Source organism: Microbacterium barkeri, assembly GCF_027921765.1.
Classification (GTDB): Bacteria; Actinomycetota; Actinomycetes; order Actinomycetales; family Microbacteriaceae; genus Microbacterium; species Microbacterium barkeri.
The window spans coordinates 151,125-166,404 of sequence record NZ_BSEJ01000002.1 but is presented as its reverse complement, the minus strand read 5'-3'; the positions used below and the strand labels follow the sequence as shown (position 1 = coordinate 166,404).

The following is a 15,280-nucleotide window of genomic DNA, read 5'->3' as shown; positions in this document are numbered from 1 at the left end:
GTGAGCGCGGGCGTCGAATCGCCCCTCGACGAGGCGGACGGCGACGAGGCGGATGGCTCGGATGTCGCGGATGGCGCGGGCACGTCGACCGCAGGCGAGACGACCCCGTGAGCGGCGAGGAGCGCGCGCTGCGCGAGGCCGTCATCGATCGCGCGGCGATCGTGCACAACGTGCGGCATCTGCGCGAGGTGACGGGGACGCGCGAGTTCATCGCGGTCGTGAAGGCCGACGGCTACGGCCATGGCGCCGAGACCGCGGCGCGTGCGGCGCTCGAGGGAGGGGCGACGCGGCTCGGGGTCGCCGAGATCCCCGAGGCGCTCGCGCTGCGCGCCGCGGGCATCGACGCGCCCGTGCTCGCGTGGCTGCACGACCCGGTCGAGGACTTCGCCGCCGCGGTGGCCGCGCGGGTCGAGCTCGGCGTCTCGCGCATCCCGCAGCTCGCGGCGATCGCCGCCGCGGCGATCGGCGACGAGGTGCCGCGCGTGCACCTCAAGCTCGAGACCGGCCTCGGGCGCAACGGGCTCGCCCCCGCCGACTGGCCCGCCGCGTTCGCGGAGGCCGCGCGCCTCGCGCAGGCCGGCCGCATCGTCGTCGAGGGGGTCTTCAGCCACCTCTCCGGCACGAGCGAGGCCGACGACCTCGCGCAGGTGCGCGTCTTCGAGGGCGCGCTCGCGCAGGCCGAGGCGGCGGGGCTCTCGCCGCGCATCCGCCACATCGCGGCGACAGCCGCCGCCATCCGCCTGCCCGCCGCCCGCTTCGACGCCGTCCGCGTCGGCGTCGGCATCTACGGGCTCTCGCCGTTCGACGACGCGACGTCGGCCGACCTTGGGCTGCGGCCCGCGATGACCCTGCGCGGCCGGGTGGCGGCCGTGCGCCGCGTGCCCGCCGGCCAGGGCGTCTCATACGGGTACGTCCATCGCACGGCGGGGGAGACGACGCTCGCCCTCGTTCCGCTCGGCTACGCCGACGGCATCCCGCGCCAGGCCTCGAACCGCGCGCCGGTCGTGATCGGCGGGCGCCGGATGCCCGTGGTCGGGCGGATCGCGATGGACCAGTTCGTCGTCGATGCGGGTGACCATCCGGTCGCCGTCGACGACGAGGCGATCCTCTTCGGCGACCCCGCTGCGGGGGCTCCCGCGGTCGAGGAGTGGGCGGACGCGGCGGGCACGATCAACTACGAGATCGTCACGCGCATCGGACCGCGCGTGGCACGGAGGGTGAAGGGATGATCCCCGACGAGCTGCTCGGCAGGCACGACGTGCCCACGGCGACTGACATGGAGAACCTCGGCCGCCGCATCGGCGCGCACCTCGAGGCGGGCGACCTCGTCGTCCTGACCGGGCCGCTCGGCGCCGGCAAGACGACGCTCACGCGCGGCCTCGCCGATGCGCTCGGCGTGCGCGGGCCCATCCAGAGCCCGACCTTCGTCATCGCGCGCACGCACCCGTCCCTCGTCGGCGGGGCGCCGCTTGTCCACGCAGACGCGTACCGCCTCTCGTCGGCGCTCGAGCTCGACGACCTCGACATCGACGTCGACGGATCGGTCGTCGTCATGGAGTGGGGGCGCGACAAGATCGAGGGCCTGCGCGAGGTCTGGTGGGACGTCGAGATCACTCGCCCCATGGGCGGACGCGGCTCCGACACGATGTGCGGCGATCTCTCGCGCGCCTCCGCGGAGCTCGACGCCGACGCGCCGCGCATCGTCGTGATCGAGAAGCGCACCGCCGCATGACCCGCGCCTCTCTCGGCGGCCAGCTCCTGCGCCGCCGCACGATCGGCATGCTCGTCGCCGAGGCCGGGCAGTCGAGCGAGGGATCCGCGACGCTGGGGCGCCACCTCTCGATGATCCAGCTCGCCATGATCTCTGTCGGCGCGACGCTCGGCACGGGCATCCTCGCTCTGCTGGCCGAGCAGATCCCGCATGCCGGTCCCGGCATCTGGATGAGCGTGCTGCTCGCGGCCGTCCCCGCTCTGCTCTCCGCCCTGTCGTACGCCGAGATGGCGGGCGCCGTGCCGGTGTCGGGCTCGAGCTACTCGTACGCGTACGTCACGCTCGGCGAGGGCGTCGCCTGGGTCGTGGGCTGGTGCCTCGTCCTCGAGTACGGCGTCTCGGTCGCCGCGGTCGCATCGGGCGCGGGGCAGTACGTCGACGAGACCCTCGCGATCTTCGGGCTCTCGCTGCCGGCCGCGATCGCCTCGGATCCGTCGGCCGAGGGCGGCGTGTTCAACCTCAGCGCGTTCCTCCTCGTGATCCTCGCGATGGTGCTGCTCCTGCGCGGCGTGCGCGAGGCCGCCTGGATCAACACCGTGCTCGTCGCGCTCAAGGTCGGCGTCCTGCTCTTCTTCTCCGCGGTCGCGTTCACCGCATTCCGCGTCGATCACTTCGACGGCATGTTCGACGCGTTCTTCCCGGGCGTGACGGGCGCCGCGGCCGTGCTGTTCTTCTCCTACATCGGGTTCGACGCGGCCTCGACCGCGGGCGAGGAGGCGCGAGACCCCGCGCGCGACCTGCCGCGCGCCATCCTGCTCGGGATGGGCCTCGTGACGGCCATCTACGTCGTCGTCGCGATCGCGGCGGTCGGCGCGCGCGAGGCGCCGTGGTTCCGCGACCACGGACTCGTGACGGTGCTCGCCGAGGTGACCGGCCAGCCGTGGTTCGGCGTCGTGTTCTCGATTGGCGCGCTCATCGCGTTCGCGAGCATCGTGCTGACCGTGCTGTACGGGCAGACGCGCATCCTCCTCACGATGTCGCGCGACGGGCTCGTGCCGCGCGTCTTCGGGCGCATCTCGCCGACGACCCGCACGCCCGTGGCCGGCACCCTCATCACGGGCGCCGTGATCGCCGTCGCTGCGGGCATCGTGCCCCTCGGCGAGCTCGCGAACGCGACGAGCATCGGGACGTTCGCGGCCTTCACGGTCGTCAACGTCGCCGTCATCGTCCTGCGATACCGCCGCCCCGACCTGCCGCGCACGTACCGCGTGCCGCTCTTCCCCGTCGTGCCCGTCCTCGGCGCCGTGACGTGCCTCGCGCTCATGACGCAGCTCTCGGGCGGCACCTGGATCGCGTTCGGCTGCTGGATGGCCGTCGGCATCGCGATCTACCTCGCCTACGGCCGGAGGCACTCGCGGATCGGGGCGCTCGACGAGCGCGCCTACCGTGCGGCGATCGCGGGCGAGGCGAGCGGCTTCCGCGCCGCGCCCCGCGCTGGCAGACTTCCGGGATGACGCTCACCCTCCGCGATATGGACCCCTCCGGGCTGCCTGCCTGGATCGACCGCAGCCGCGACGCGTATGCCGACGAGCTCATGGCGGCCGGGGAGGCGCCCGACGTCGCGCGCGAGAACGCGCAGAAGAGCGTCGAGCGCGCCTTCCCTGACGGGCAGCTCGTCGCCGGCCACCGCGTGTTCGACGTCGTCGAGGGCGACGAGGTCGTCGGGTGGCTGTGGATCGGGCCCGATCCGAGCCCGGATGACACCGCCTGGTGGGTGTGGGACATCCAGATCCACGAGGCGCACCGCGGTCGCGGGCTGGGCCGGGCCGCCATGCAGCTCGGGGAGGAGCACGCCCGCTCGCAGGGAGCGCGGTCGATCGGGCTCAACGTGTTCGGCTCGAACACCGCCGCCCGGCGTCTGTACACGTCGCTCGGGTTCGAGATCAGCGCCATCCGGATGCACAAGACCCTCGACTGAGGGCGCGCGTTCCCGGCATTCCGTGACCGGCGGGAAACTACGCTGGAGAGCATGATCCTGGCCGTCGACACCTCCATCGGCTCGGGCGCGGCCGTCGTCGCGCCCGACGGCGAGATCCTCTCGGAGGCCGAGAGCGAGAACGCCCTCGGCCACGCCGAGGTGATCGGCACGCTCCTCGAGCGCGCGCTCGCCGACGCGGGCGTCGGGCCGGACCGCATCACGCATGTCGCCGCGGGAATGGGGCCGGGGCCCTTCACGGGCCTCCGCATCGGGATCGCCGCCGCGCGCGCCTTCGCCCTCGGCCGCGGTGTTCCCGTGCTCGGCATCGCGAGCCACGACGCGGTCGCCGCGGAGCTGACGATCGCCTTCCCGACGGGCGGATTCGCCGTCGCGACCGACGCGCGCCGCAGGGAGAACGCCATCTCGGTCTACGGCGACCTCGACGGATGGGGTCTGCCGCGCCGCATCGCCGGACCCGAGCTGCGCCCGCGCGACGCAGACCTCTCCGCTGACCCGCTGCTCGCGCCGCTGCGCGACCTCGACGGCGACCGGTTCGTTCTCGCCACGCGCATCCCGATCGGCGCGCTGGGTCGGCTCGCGGCCATCCGCCTCCGCGCGGGCGAGACGCGCGGCGCGACCGAGCCGCTGTACCTGCGCTCGCCCGACGTCACGGCGCCCGCGCCGCGGAAGCGGGTGGGCTCGTGAGCATCCGCGAGGCGACCGTCGCCGACCTCGACGCGATCATGGCGCTCGAGCGCAGCGCCTTCCCGACCGACGCCTGGAGCGAGGGCATGATGCGCGAGGAGCTCGCGTCGGAGCACGCGCACTACCTCGTGCTCGAGCAGGCCGGTCAGGTCGCGGGCTACGCCGGTCTGCGATCGCTCCCGGGCGCGAAGGACGCGGACGTCCAGACGATCGCGATCGCCGAGAGCGCGCGCGGCCGCGGGCAGGGCAGGGCGCTGCTGCGTCTCCTCCTCGAGGAGGCCGATCGCCGCCGCGTCCGCGAGGTGTTCCTCGAGGTCCGCGCCGACAACCCGGTCGCCCAGGCGCTCTACGCCAGCGAGGGGTTCGCCGAGCTCGGCCGGCGCCCGCGCTACTACCAGCCCGACGACGTCGACGCGATCGTCATGAAGCTCGACGTCCCCGCGTGGCGCGCCGCGCGCATCCCCGACCCGACCGATGCAGGAGCCTGCTCATGAACCGCGCCGAACCCCTCGTGCTCGGCATCGAGACGAGCTGCGACGAGACCGGCATCGGGATCGTCCGCGGCCGCACCCTCCTGTCCAACACGATCGCGAGCAGCATGGACGAGCACGCGCGCTTCGGCGGCGTCGTGCCGGAGGTGGCCGCCCGCGCGCACCTCGAGGCGCTGCAGCCGGCGATCGAGCAGGCCGTCGCCGAGGCGGGCATCCGGCTCGCGGATCTCGACGCCGTCGCGGTCACGAGCGGGCCGGGCCTCGCGGGCGCGCTCATGGTGGGGGTCGGCGCCGCCAAGGCCCTCGCCGTGTCGCTCGGCAAGCCGCTCTACGCCGTGAACCACCTCGTCGGGCACATCGCGGCCGACATCCTCGCCGACGACAGCGAGCCGCTCGAGTACCCGACCGTCGCCCTGCTCGTCTCGGGCGGGCACACCTCGCTGCTGCTCGTCCGCGACCTCACGAGCGATGTCGAGCTGCTCGGCGAGACGGTCGACGACGCGGCGGGGGAGGCCTTCGACAAGGTCGCGCGCATCCTCGGACTGCCGTACCCCGGCGGGCCGGAGATCGACCGCGCTGCCGTCGGCGGCGATCCCGATGCCATCCGCTTCCCCCGGGGCCTCTCGCGCGCGAGCGACCGCGAGAAGCACCGCTGGGACTTCTCGTTCTCGGGCCTCAAGACCGCCGTCGCGCGGTGGACCGAGCAGCGCGAGGCCGAGGGCGAGGACATCCCGATGGCGGATGTCGCGGCGAGCTTCCGCGAGGCCGTCGTCGACGTGCTCGTGACGAAGGCACTGGATGCGTGCGCGGAGCACGACGTGCCGCGACTGCTCCTCGGCGGGGGCGTGATCGCGAACCGCCGTCTCCGCGAGGTCGCTCTCGCGCGCGCCGAGGCCGCGGGCGTGACCGTCCGTATCCCGCCGCTGCGGCTCTGCACCGACAACGGCGCGATGATCGCCGCGCTCGCCTCCGAGCTCATCCAGTCGGGCCACGAGCCCTCGACGCTCGCGTTCGGAGCGGACTCGACCCTGCCCGTCACCGACATCCAGGTCGCGCGCAGACCATGACCGAGCCGGAGGACGCGGCGCAGCTCGACGACGACGAGCTGCTGAACGCGGTGCCGTCCCGCTCCGACCGGCCGCGCCGCCGCGTCTCGCTCTCGAGCCCGTCGCTCGTGCTCGGGATGTTCGCGCTCACGATGTCGTGGTTCACGCCGTGGGTCGCGCCGCTCGCGCTCATCGCCGTCGTGCTCGCGGTCATCGCGCTCGTCCGCCGACATGCCGACCGGGCTCTCGCCTGGTGGGGGTTCGGGTTCGGCGTCGTGGCGATCGCCTACTGCGGCGTCTGGGCGCTCTGGATCCTCGGTCAGCTCGGCGAGGCGCCCGTCATCGAGCTGCCGGCCGCGTAGCCGCTACACGCGGTCCGCGAGGATGGCGGCGCGCCGGCCGCCGATGCGCGTCACGAACAGCGTCGCCGATGCGTCGCCGCGCAGATTGAGCTTCTTCCGGAGGAGCGCCGGATCGACGTCGACGCCGCGCTTCTTGATCTCGAGGGTGCCGATCCCGCGGGCGCGGAGCGCCTTCGCGAGCGCCTTGACGTCGGCGGGGAGCGTCTCGCGGACGCGGAACGACGAGACGAACGGCGTCGTCAGCGCGGCATCGCCCGTGAGATACGCGATGCCGGGAGCGATCGGGCCGGCCTCGAGCGATCGGGCGACCTCGCCGACGAGGCGCGCGCGGATGACGGCGCCCTCGGGCTCGTGCAGGAACGCCCCGAGCTCGTGCACCGGCTCGTCCTCGGTGTCGGCGGGAGCGGTGAGCTCGTGCGACGCGTCGCCGCGGATGACGAGCGCGGACCGCCGCACGCCGTCACGCGCGAGCGCCCCCGACCAGAGCACGAGCTCGACGGTCGACCCGTCGACGCTCACCCACTGCGCCTCGACCTCGTCCGGGAGCGCCTCGCGATCGTGAGCCGGCCCGAGCTTCATGCCCACGGGCATCCGCTCGCCGAGCGCGTGCGCCCAGTCGAGCGCGGGGGAGTAGTCGGATGGCGACACCCGGCGAGTCTCGGAATGACCGCTCGTGCGACGCGCGGGGTCGAGCCAGACGGCGTCCCAGCCGGAGAGGTCGACCTCCTCGGCGCGCTGGGAGCGCACCTCCACGGCATCCCCGAACGGCCGCAGGTTGTAGGCCGCGAGGGCCGCCGTCACAGGGTCCGCGTCGACTGCGAGCACCTCCATCCCGACGCCGGCGAACGCGAGCGCGTCGCCGCCGATGCCGCAGCCGAGGTCGGCCACGCGCTCGATTCCCGCCGCGCGCATGCGCCCTGCATGGTGCGCGGCCACGGCCATCCGCGTCGCCTGCTCGACCCCCGCGCGGGTGAAGAGCATGCGCGCCGCGAAGGGGCCGAACTTCGTCTCGGCCCGCGACCGCAGACGCACCTGGCCGACGACCGCCGAGACGAGGTCGGGGGAGTGGCCCGCGGCCCGGAGGCGCGATACCGTGCGGGCGACATCCGCCGTCGTCTCCACGGGGTCCAGCGCGTCGAGCAGGGCCAGGCCCTCGGCGGTCAGCAGCGCGTCGAGTTCTCCCTGCTCCATGCGTCCATTCTCGCGTGTCATCCTGTGTCCTCGAATTGGCACTCGCGTTGCGGGAGTGCCAGGTCCCGCCCTACACTGGCGTTAGCACTCTCGTCATGAGAGTGCGAACTGAGTCTTCCGTCGAAGCAACGAAAGAAGAGGTACACCGTGTCGGTTTCCATCAAGCCGCTCGAGGACCGCATCGTCATCAAGCAGGTCGAGGCCGAGCAGACCACCGCCAGCGGTCTGGTCATCCCCGACACCGCCAAGGAGAAGCCCCAGGAGGGCGAGGTCGTGGCCGTGGGCCCCGGCCGCATTGACGACAACGGCAACCGCGTTCCGCTCGACGTCGCCGTCGGCGACCGCGTCCTGTACAGCAAGTACGGCGGGACCGAGGTCAAGTTCGGCGCCGACGAGTACCTGGTGCTCTCGGCCCGCGACGTGCTCGCGGTCGTCGTCCGCTGACGACACGCCTTTCCTGGAGGGCCCGGCGCTTCGGCGTCGGGCCCTTCTGCATGCGCGGGGATGACCGCGTGGCAGGAATGCGCCGGAGGATGACCGCCGCGGCACCGTCCCGGGCGCCCTCGCGGACCGCCTGCCGACCTAGGCTGGATCGGTGACCACGCTCTCCGCCACTGGATCCTCGGAACGCGAGCGGGCGCTCGGCACGGGGTACGGCTTCAGCGCCTACCTGCTGTGGGGTGTGCTCCCGCTCTACTTCGTCTTCCTCGCGCCGACCGGCCCCTGGGAGGTCGTCGCCTGGCGCGTCCTCCTCTCGCTCGTCTTCTGCGCCATCCTGCTCACCGTCGCGCGCGGATGGGGCCGGATGATCGCGGTGCTGCGGAACCCCCGTCTCGCGCTGTGGACCGCGATCGCCGGCGTCCTCATCTACGTCAACTGGCAGACCTTCCTCATCGCGACCCTCACCGGGCACGTCGTGGAGTCGAGCCTCGGGTACTTCATCAACCCGATCACGACGGTCGTCCTCGCGGTGCTCGTGCTGCATGAGCGGCTGCGCCCCGCCCAGTGGGCCGCGGTCGGCATCGCGGCGGCGGCGGTGGTCGTGATCGTGGTCGGATACGGCTCCGTGCCGTGGATCGCGCTCATCCTCAGCACGTCGTTCGGCCTCTACGGGCTCGTCAAGAACCGGATCGGCGGCGCGGTCGACGCGGTCAGCGGCCTCGCGCTCGAGACGATGTGGCTCGCGCCGGTCGCGGTCGTGCAGCTCGTCGTCTTCGCGGCGACGGCGGGGCTGACCTACGGAACCGTCAGCACGCTGCACACCGTGATGCTGTCGCTCGCGGGCGTCGCCACGGCCGTGCCGCTGCTGCTCTTCGCGGCAGGCGCCCGGCGCATCTCGCTGACGGCGGTGGGGCTCCTGCAGTTCATCGCGCCGATCCTGCAGTTCCTCGTCGGCGTCGTCGTGCTCCACGAGCCCATGCCGCTCGAGAGGTGGATCGGCTTCGGCATCGTCTGGGTCGCGCTCGTCGTGCTGAGCGTGGACATGATCCGGCACGCCCGTCGCCCCCGACCGGCCCTGGAGCCCGAGCCCGTCGCCTGAGGCGGGTTTCTGGGGCGTTCTGGGGCGGCGTTCTGGGGTCGAAGCGCGGCGGCGGGTCGCCGCGTTTCGCGGCAAAGGGGTGGCGGGTCGCCGCGTTTCGCGGCAAGAGCCAGCGAGTCATTCCCCGTTTCGCGTCGAATCGGCGCCCGGTCACCGCGTTTCGCGGCGAGTGGGCGGGTGACTCGACGGTTGTGACCGCGGTCGTCACCTACTGAGGGACGCGGATTCGGATGGCTGGGGCTGGTGTGCGCGTGTCGTGCGCAGGAGGCTACTCGTGCCCCACGGGTCCGATTCCGGTGACGGTGCTGGCTGCGGTCGTCACCTGCTGAGGGACGCGGATTCGGATGGCTGGGGCGTGTGTGCGCGTGTCGTGCGCAGGAGGCGACTCGTGCCCCACGGGTCCGATTCCGGTGACGGACTCGTGCCCCACGGGTCCGATTCCGGTGACGGCGTGCGGCGGACGGCGTGACGGCGCTCACGGCCGCGCCCGGTGCCGCCAGCCGCCAGCCGCGACTCCGTGTCGTGCCATCCGCCTACCGCGCCTCGGCGCCCATCCGCAAGCGCCTTGTTTTCGGTTCACCGAAAAGCTACTTTTTCGGTATGCCGAAAAATCTCGTCCGGGGCGGTGCCGTCCTCGCGGCGGTCGCCCTGCTCTCGGGGTGCGCCGGGGGCGCCGCGCCCCAGGATGACGACCGCCCGGTCGTCCTCACCACCTTCACCGTGCTCGCCGACATCGCCCGCAATGTCGCGGGCGAGCACCTCTCGGTCGAGTCGATCACGAAGGTCGGGGCCGAGATCCACGGCTACGAGCCGACGCCAGGCGACATCCGGCGTGCCGCCGACGCCGACCTCATCCTCGACAACGGCCTCAACCTCGAGGCGTGGTTCGCGCAGTTCGTGGACTCCGTCGACGTGCCGCACGTCGTCGTGTCGGAGGGCGTCGAACCCATCGACATCGCCGGCGATGCGTACGCCGGCAAGCCCAACCCGCACGCCTGGATGAGCCCCGTCAACGTGCAGGTGTACGTCGACAACATGGTCGAGGCGTTCAGCGAGCTCGACCCCGAGCACGCCGACGACTTCGCGGCGAACGGAGAGGCCTACGCGCAGCAGCTGCAGGCCGTGCAGGACGAGCTCGTCGACGCGCTCGCGCCGCTGCCGGAGAACGAGCGGGCGCTCGTCACATGCGAGGGGGCGTTCTCGTACCTCGCGCGTGACGCGGGGCTCACCGAGGCGTACATCTGGCCCGTCAACGCCGAGCAGCAGGCGACGCCTCAGCAGATCGCCGCCGCCATCGAGTTCGTCGAGGAGAACGGCGTCCGAGCCGTGTTCTGCGAGTCGACGGTGTCGGACAAGCCCATGCAGCAGGTCGTCGAGGCGACGGGCGCGGCGTTCGGCGGCACGCTCTACGTCGACTCCCTCTCCGAGCCGGAGGGGCCCGTTCCCACCTACCTCCACCTCATCCGGCATGACGCGTCGCTCATCGTCGAGGGGCTGACCGGATGAGTCCCGCGATCGAGCTCGCCGACATCACAGTCCGCTACCGCGACATCCTCGCTCTCGACGCCGCGTCCGCGACCCTCGAGGCCGGGAAGGTGACGGCCCTCATCGGGATGAACGGGTCGGGCAAGTCCACGCTCTTCAAGACCGCGCTCGGGCTCATCCGCCCCGACGCCGGCAGCGTCCGCATCGAGGGCGGGTCGCCCGCTGTCGCCCGTCGGCGCGGCATCGTCGGCTACGTGCCGCAGAGCGAGGACGTCGACTGGGCGTTCCCGGTCTCCGTGCGCGACGTCGTCATGATGGGGCGCTACGGGCGCCAGGGCCTGACGCGGCGGGCCCGCCCCGATGATCGCGCGGCCGTCGAGGAGGCCCTCGAGCGGGTCGACCTCGTCGATTTCGCAGACCGCCAGATCGGCCAGCTGTCGGGAGGTCAGCGCAAGCGCGCGTTCGTCGCGCGCGGCATCGCGCAGGAGGCGCGGATCCTCCTGCTCGACGAGCCCTTCGCCGGGGTCGACAAGCGCTCCGAGGCGACGATCGTGCGGCTCCTCCGCGAGCTCGCGGCCGACGGCTGTGCGGTGCTCGTCTCGACCCATGACCTGCACGCGCTTCCCGAGCTGGCCGACGAGGCCATCCTCCTCCTGCGCCGGCCCCTCTTCCACGGCCCGGTCGGCGAGGCGCTGCGGCCGGAGAACCTCGCACGCGCCTTCGGGCTCGGGGAGGCCGCATGAACCCCCTCGACCTCCTCCTCGAGCCGCTTCAGTACGACTTCATGGTCCGCGCGCTCGCCGCGACCGTCGTCGCCGCGGTCGTCTGCGCCCTGCTGTCGTGCTGGCTCGTGCTCGTCGGATGGTCGCTCATGGGCGACGCCGTCTCGCACGCAGTGCTGCCGGGCGTCGTCATCGCGTATATCCTCGGCGCGCCGTTCGCGCTCGGCGCGCTCGCCTTCGGGCTGCTCGCGGTCGCGCTCATCGGCGTGCTCCGCGACACGAGCCGCGTGAAGGAGGACGCCGCGATCGGCATCGTCTTCACGACCCTCTTCGCGCTCGGGCTCGCCCTCATCTCCGTGACGCCGAGTCAGACCGATCTCAACCACATCATCTTCGGGAACATCCTCGGCGTCTCCGACGGCGACCTCATCCAGATCGGCGCGCTCGCCGCGGTCGCCCTCGTCGTGCTGCTCGTGAAGCGACGCGATCTCACGCTCTACGCATTCGACCCGACCCATGCGTTCGCGATCGGGCTCTCGCCCCGTCTGCTGGGCGCCATCCTGCTCGGCGTCCTCGCGCTGACCGCGGTGGTCGCGCTCCAGGTGGTCGGCGTCATCCTCGTCGTCGCGATGCTCATCATCCCGGGCGCGACCGCGCACCTCCTCACCGACCGATTCGGGCGGATGCTCGTCATCGCGCCGATCCTGTCGGCCGCCTGCTCGGTGATCGGCATCTACCTCAGCTACTGGCTGGATGCCGCGTCGGGGGCGCTCGTCATCCTCGTCCAGGGCGTCGTCTTCACTCTCGTCTACCTCTTCAGCCCACGTCATGGAGTGGTCGGACGGCGGATGGCGCGGGCGCGCGCCGCCTGAGGCTTTCCTGTGCGCGGGGTGTGAGCGAGACGGCGCCGCTCTCCGGGCGCGCCGATAGAATCGGCGCACGGGACGGCGATCCCTCCCGTACCGGAGCAGCCCACACCGCGTCGGCAGGAGACACCCCCAATGACAGAACACGACCCGTTCGGCTTCGTCGGCCTCACCTACGACGACGTGCTGCTCCTCCCGGGGCACACCGACGTCATCCCCAGCGAAGCGGACACGTCGTCGCGGCTCACCCGCCGCATCCGGGTCGCCATCCCGCTCCTCTCGAGCGCGATGGACACCGTCACCGAAGCGCGGATGGCGATCGCGCTCGCCCGCCAGGGCGGCATCGGCATCCTCCACCGCAACCTCTCGATCGCCGACCAGGCCGCGGCCGTCGACCGCGTCAAGCGCAGTGAGTCGGGCATGATCACCGACCCGATCACGACCTCGCCCGACGCGACGATCGCCGAGGTCGACGCGATGTGCGCGAAGTACCGCATCTCGGGTCTGCCCGTCGTCGACGAGGACAACCGCCTCATCGGCATCATCACGAACCGCGACATGCGGTTCGTCTCCGACATCCAGCGCCCCGTCACGCGCGTGAAGGACGTCATGACGAGCGAGGGCCTCATCACCGGCCCCGTCGGCATCGCGGCCGAGCAGGTCATCGCCCTGTTCGCCGAGCACCGCGTCGAGAAGCTGCCGCTCATCGACGACGAGGGCAGGCTCGCCGGCCTCATCACCATCAAGGACTTCGACAAGAGCGAGAAGTACCCCCTCGCCACGAAGGACGACCAGGGGCGCCTCCGCGTGGGCGCCGCGATCGGCTTCTTCGGCGACGCGTGGGAGCGCGCCGAGGCGCTGCGCGACGCGGGTGTCGACGTCATCGTCGTCGACACGGCCAACGGGCAGTCGCAGGGCGTCATCGACATCGTCCGCCGTCTCAAGTCGGACGAGTCGTTCGCGCACATCGACGTGATCGGCGGCAACATCGCCACGCGCGAGGGCGCCCAGGCGCTCATCGAGGCGGGCGTCGACGCGGTCAAGGTCGGCGTCGGCCCCGGCTCGATCTGCACGACGCGCGTCGTCGCCGGTGTCGGCGTGCCGCAGGTGACCGCGATCTACGAGGCGTCGCTCGCGGCGCGCGCCGCCGACGTGCCCGTCATCGCGGATGGCGGCCTCCAGTACTCGGGCGACATCGCGAAGGCGCTCGTCGCCGGCGCCGACACGGTCATGCTCGGGTCGCTGCTCGCGGGCACGGAGGAGTCGCCGGGCGAGATCGTGTTCCAGGCCGGCAAGCAGTTCAAGCAGTACCGCGGCATGGGCTCGCTGGGCGCCATGCAGACGCGCGGCAAGCAGACCTCGTACTCGAAGGACCGCTACTTCCAGGCCGACGTCCCGAGCGACGACAAGCTCATCCCCGAGGGCATCGAGGGCCAGGTGCCCTACCGCGGGCCCCTCTCGGCCGTCGTGTACCAGCTCGTCGGCGGGCTGCGCCAGTCGATGTTCTACGTCGGTGCGCGCACGATCGACGAGCTCAAGACCCGCGGCAAGTTCGTCCGCATCACCTCGGCGGGTCTCAAGGAGTCGCACCCGCACGACGTGCAGATCGTCGTCGAGGCGCCGAACTACAAGCGCTGAGCCGCTCGACAGAAGGCCCCTGCTCCGGCGGGGGCCTTCGTCGTCGACGCCCCTGGACCCCTCCGAGCCCCGGGCGTACCGTGCGGGTATGTGCCGAAGCATCCACACCCTCCACAACTTCGAGCCCGCCGCGACCTCCGAGGAGGTGCACGCGGCGGCGCTGCAGTACGTCCGCAAGATCGCCGGCACGACGAAGCCGTCGATGGCGAACCGCGAGGCGTTCGACCGCGCGGTCGCGGAGATCGCCCACGCCACCCAGCACCTGCTCGCCGAGCTCGTCGCGACGACACCTCCCAAGAACCGCGAGGAGGAGGCCGAGAAGAAGCGCGCGAAGGCCATCGCCTCCGGCCGCTACGCGGCCTGATCGCGCGCCGCGGCGCGGATCCGGATGGCCGTCACCCGGCCAGGTAGGCTGGGCGGGTGAGCAGTGACATCGAGCTGGGCCGCGGCAAGCGGGGTCGACCCGCGTACACGTTCGACGACATCGCGGTCGTGCCCTCGCGGCGCACGCGCAACCCCGAGGACGTCTCCACGACGTGGGCGATCGACGCGTACACGTTCGACGTGCCCGTCGTCGGCGCGCCGATGGACTCGGTTGTGAGCCCGCAGACCGCGATCATGCTGGGCAAGCTCGGCGGCCTCGGCGTCCTCGACCTCGAGGGTCTGTGGACGCGCTATGAGGACCCGGAGCCGCTGCTCGCGGAGATCGCGTCGCTGCCCGAGCGCTCCGCGACCGCCCGCATGCAGGCGCTCTACTCCGAGCCGATCAAGCCCGAGCTCATCACGGCGCGTCTCGCCGAGATCCGCGACGCCGGCGTCACGGTGGCCGGCGCGCTGTCGCCGCAGCGCACGAAGGAGCTCTACGAGACGGTCGTCGCCGCGGGCGTCGACCTGTTCGTGATCCGGGGCACCACGGTGTCCGCCGAGCACGTCTCGAGCGCGGCTGAGCCGCTGAACCTCAAGGAGTTCATCTACGAGCTCGACGTGCCGGTCATCGTCGGCGGCGTCGGCACGTACACTGCGGCCCTCCATCTCATGCGCACGGGCGCGGCCGGCGTGCTCGTCGGATTCGGCGGGGGAGCGGCGTCCACGACCCGCGCGACCCTCGGCGTCACCACGCCCATGGCGACCGCGGTCGCCGACGTGGCAGGCGCGCGCCGCGACTACCTCGACGAGTCGGGCGGACGCTACGTGCACGTGATCGCCGACGGCGGCGTGGGGACCTCGGGCGACATCGTGAAGGCGCTCGCCATGGGCGCGGACGCGGTGATGCTCGGCGTCGCGCTCGCCCGCGCGACCGATGCACCCGGCAACGGCTACCACTGGGGACCCGAGGCGCACCACCCAAAGCTCCCGCGCGGCCACCGCGTGAAGGTCGACCAGGTCGGCACGCTCGAGGAGGTCCTCTACGGGCCCGCCCTCGTGGCGGATGGCACGGCGAACCTCATCGGGGCGCTGCGCAAGTCGATGGCGACGACGGGATACTCCGACCTGAAGGAGTTCCAGCGCGTCGACGTCGTCGTGAACCCTGTGCACTGATGGCCG

17 protein-coding genes are annotated in these 15,280 nt (G+C 72.2%); 16 read left to right on the top strand and 1 reads right to left on the bottom strand.

What is annotated here, in order from left to right; translation table 11 throughout:
• The first annotated feature begins 107 nt into the window (after positions 1–107).
• From alr to PKE79_RS03830, 8 genes are read left to right on the top strand one after another with little or no spacing between them, the layout of a single operon-like run.
• The gene (gene alr / locus PKE79_RS03865) at positions 108–1,229 is read left to right on the top strand and encodes an alanine racemase (protein WP_271172344.1); all 1,122 of its coding nucleotides are present in this window, start codon (positions 108–110) and stop codon (positions 1,227–1,229) included.
• Positions 1,226–1,732, top strand: coding sequence for a tRNA (adenosine(37)-N6)-threonylcarbamoyltransferase complex ATPase subunit type 1 TsaE (tsaE, locus tag PKE79_RS03860; protein ID WP_271172343.1), 507 nt, complete (start codon positions 1,226–1,228; stop codon positions 1,730–1,732). Before alr ends, tsaE begins: the two co-directional genes overlap by 4 nt.
• Entirely contained in the window at positions 1,729–3,225 is a 1,497-nt protein-coding gene (locus PKE79_RS03855) for an APC family permease (protein ID WP_271172342.1), read from the top strand. Before tsaE ends, PKE79_RS03855 begins: the two co-directional genes overlap by 4 nt.
• Positions 3,222–3,689, top strand: coding sequence for a GNAT family N-acetyltransferase (locus PKE79_RS03850; RefSeq protein ID WP_271172341.1), 468 nt, complete (start codon positions 3,222–3,224; stop codon positions 3,687–3,689). Before PKE79_RS03855 ends, PKE79_RS03850 begins: the two co-directional genes overlap by 4 nt.
• Positions 3,690–3,740: 51 nt before the next feature.
• Positions 3,741–4,394: a tRNA (adenosine(37)-N6)-threonylcarbamoyltransferase complex dimerization subunit type 1 TsaB gene (gene tsaB / locus PKE79_RS03845; protein WP_271172340.1), complete on the top strand. Its 654-nt coding sequence runs from the start codon at positions 3,741–3,743 to the stop codon at positions 4,392–4,394.
• A complete protein-coding gene (gene rimI, locus PKE79_RS03840) occupies positions 4,391–4,888 on the top strand; it encodes a ribosomal protein S18-alanine N-acetyltransferase (protein WP_271172339.1) in 498 nt (165 codons plus the stop codon). The genes tsaB and rimI overlap by 4 nt, the downstream gene beginning before the upstream one ends.
• Positions 4,885–5,952 carry a tRNA (adenosine(37)-N6)-threonylcarbamoyltransferase complex transferase subunit TsaD gene (tsaD, locus tag PKE79_RS03835; RefSeq protein ID WP_271172338.1) on the top strand — a complete coding sequence of 356 codons (1,068 nt, stop codon included), beginning with the start codon at positions 4,885–4,887 and terminating at the stop codon, positions 5,950–5,952. The genes rimI and tsaD overlap by 4 nt, the downstream gene beginning before the upstream one ends.
• Positions 5,949–6,293 (top strand): hypothetical protein, encoded by a 345-nt coding sequence (locus PKE79_RS03830; RefSeq protein WP_271172337.1) that lies wholly within the window; start codon positions 5,949–5,951, stop codon positions 6,291–6,293. The genes tsaD and PKE79_RS03830 overlap by 4 nt, the downstream gene beginning before the upstream one ends.
• Before the next feature lie 3 nt (positions 6,294–6,296).
• Here PKE79_RS03830 and PKE79_RS03825 read toward each other — a convergent pair whose 3' ends face one another.
• Positions 6,297–7,484 carry a THUMP-like domain-containing protein gene (locus PKE79_RS03825; protein WP_271172336.1) on the bottom strand — a complete coding sequence of 396 codons (1,188 nt, stop codon included), beginning with the start codon at positions 7,482–7,484 and terminating at the stop codon, positions 6,297–6,299.
• Between the two features lie 147 nt (positions 7,485–7,631).
• Here PKE79_RS03825 and groES point away from each other — a divergent pair, with 147 nt between their 5' ends.
• The 8 genes from groES to PKE79_RS03785 all read left to right on the top strand — a co-directional run bounded on the left by groES (position 7,632) and on the right by PKE79_RS03785 (position 15,274).
• The gene (groES, locus tag PKE79_RS03820; RefSeq protein WP_039394204.1) at positions 7,632–7,928 is read left to right on the top strand and encodes a co-chaperone GroES; all 297 of its coding nucleotides are present in this window, start codon (positions 7,632–7,634) and stop codon (positions 7,926–7,928) included.
• 151 nt (positions 7,929–8,079) lie between these two features.
• Positions 8,080–9,024 (top strand): EamA family transporter RarD, encoded by a 945-nt coding sequence (gene rarD, locus PKE79_RS03815; RefSeq protein WP_271172335.1) that lies wholly within the window; start codon positions 8,080–8,082, stop codon positions 9,022–9,024.
• A 600-nt stretch (positions 9,025–9,624) separates the two neighbouring features.
• Positions 9,625–10,530, top strand: coding sequence for a metal ABC transporter substrate-binding protein (locus tag PKE79_RS03810; protein ID WP_271172334.1), 906 nt, complete (start codon positions 9,625–9,627; stop codon positions 10,528–10,530).
• Positions 10,527–11,252: a metal ABC transporter ATP-binding protein gene (locus tag PKE79_RS03805; protein ID WP_271172333.1), complete on the top strand. Its 726-nt coding sequence runs from the start codon at positions 10,527–10,529 to the stop codon at positions 11,250–11,252. Before PKE79_RS03810 ends, PKE79_RS03805 begins: the two co-directional genes overlap by 4 nt.
• Positions 11,249–12,103 carry a metal ABC transporter permease gene (locus tag PKE79_RS03800; protein ID WP_271172332.1) on the top strand — a complete coding sequence of 285 codons (855 nt, stop codon included), beginning with the start codon at positions 11,249–11,251 and terminating at the stop codon, positions 12,101–12,103. The genes PKE79_RS03805 and PKE79_RS03800 overlap by 4 nt, the downstream gene beginning before the upstream one ends.
• A 129-nt stretch (positions 12,104–12,232) precedes the next feature.
• Entirely contained in the window at positions 12,233–13,735 is a 1,503-nt protein-coding gene (gene guaB, locus PKE79_RS03795; protein WP_271172331.1) for an IMP dehydrogenase, read from the top strand.
• Between the two features lie 88 nt (positions 13,736–13,823).
• Entirely contained in the window at positions 13,824–14,099 is a 276-nt protein-coding gene (locus tag PKE79_RS03790; RefSeq protein ID WP_271172330.1) for a DUF2277 domain-containing protein, read from the top strand.
• A 56-nt stretch (positions 14,100–14,155) separates the two neighbouring features.
• Positions 14,156–15,274 carry a GuaB3 family IMP dehydrogenase-related protein gene (locus PKE79_RS03785; protein ID WP_271172329.1) on the top strand — a complete coding sequence of 373 codons (1,119 nt, stop codon included), beginning with the start codon at positions 14,156–14,158 and terminating at the stop codon, positions 15,272–15,274.
• Positions 15,275–15,280 lie beyond the last annotated feature (6 nt).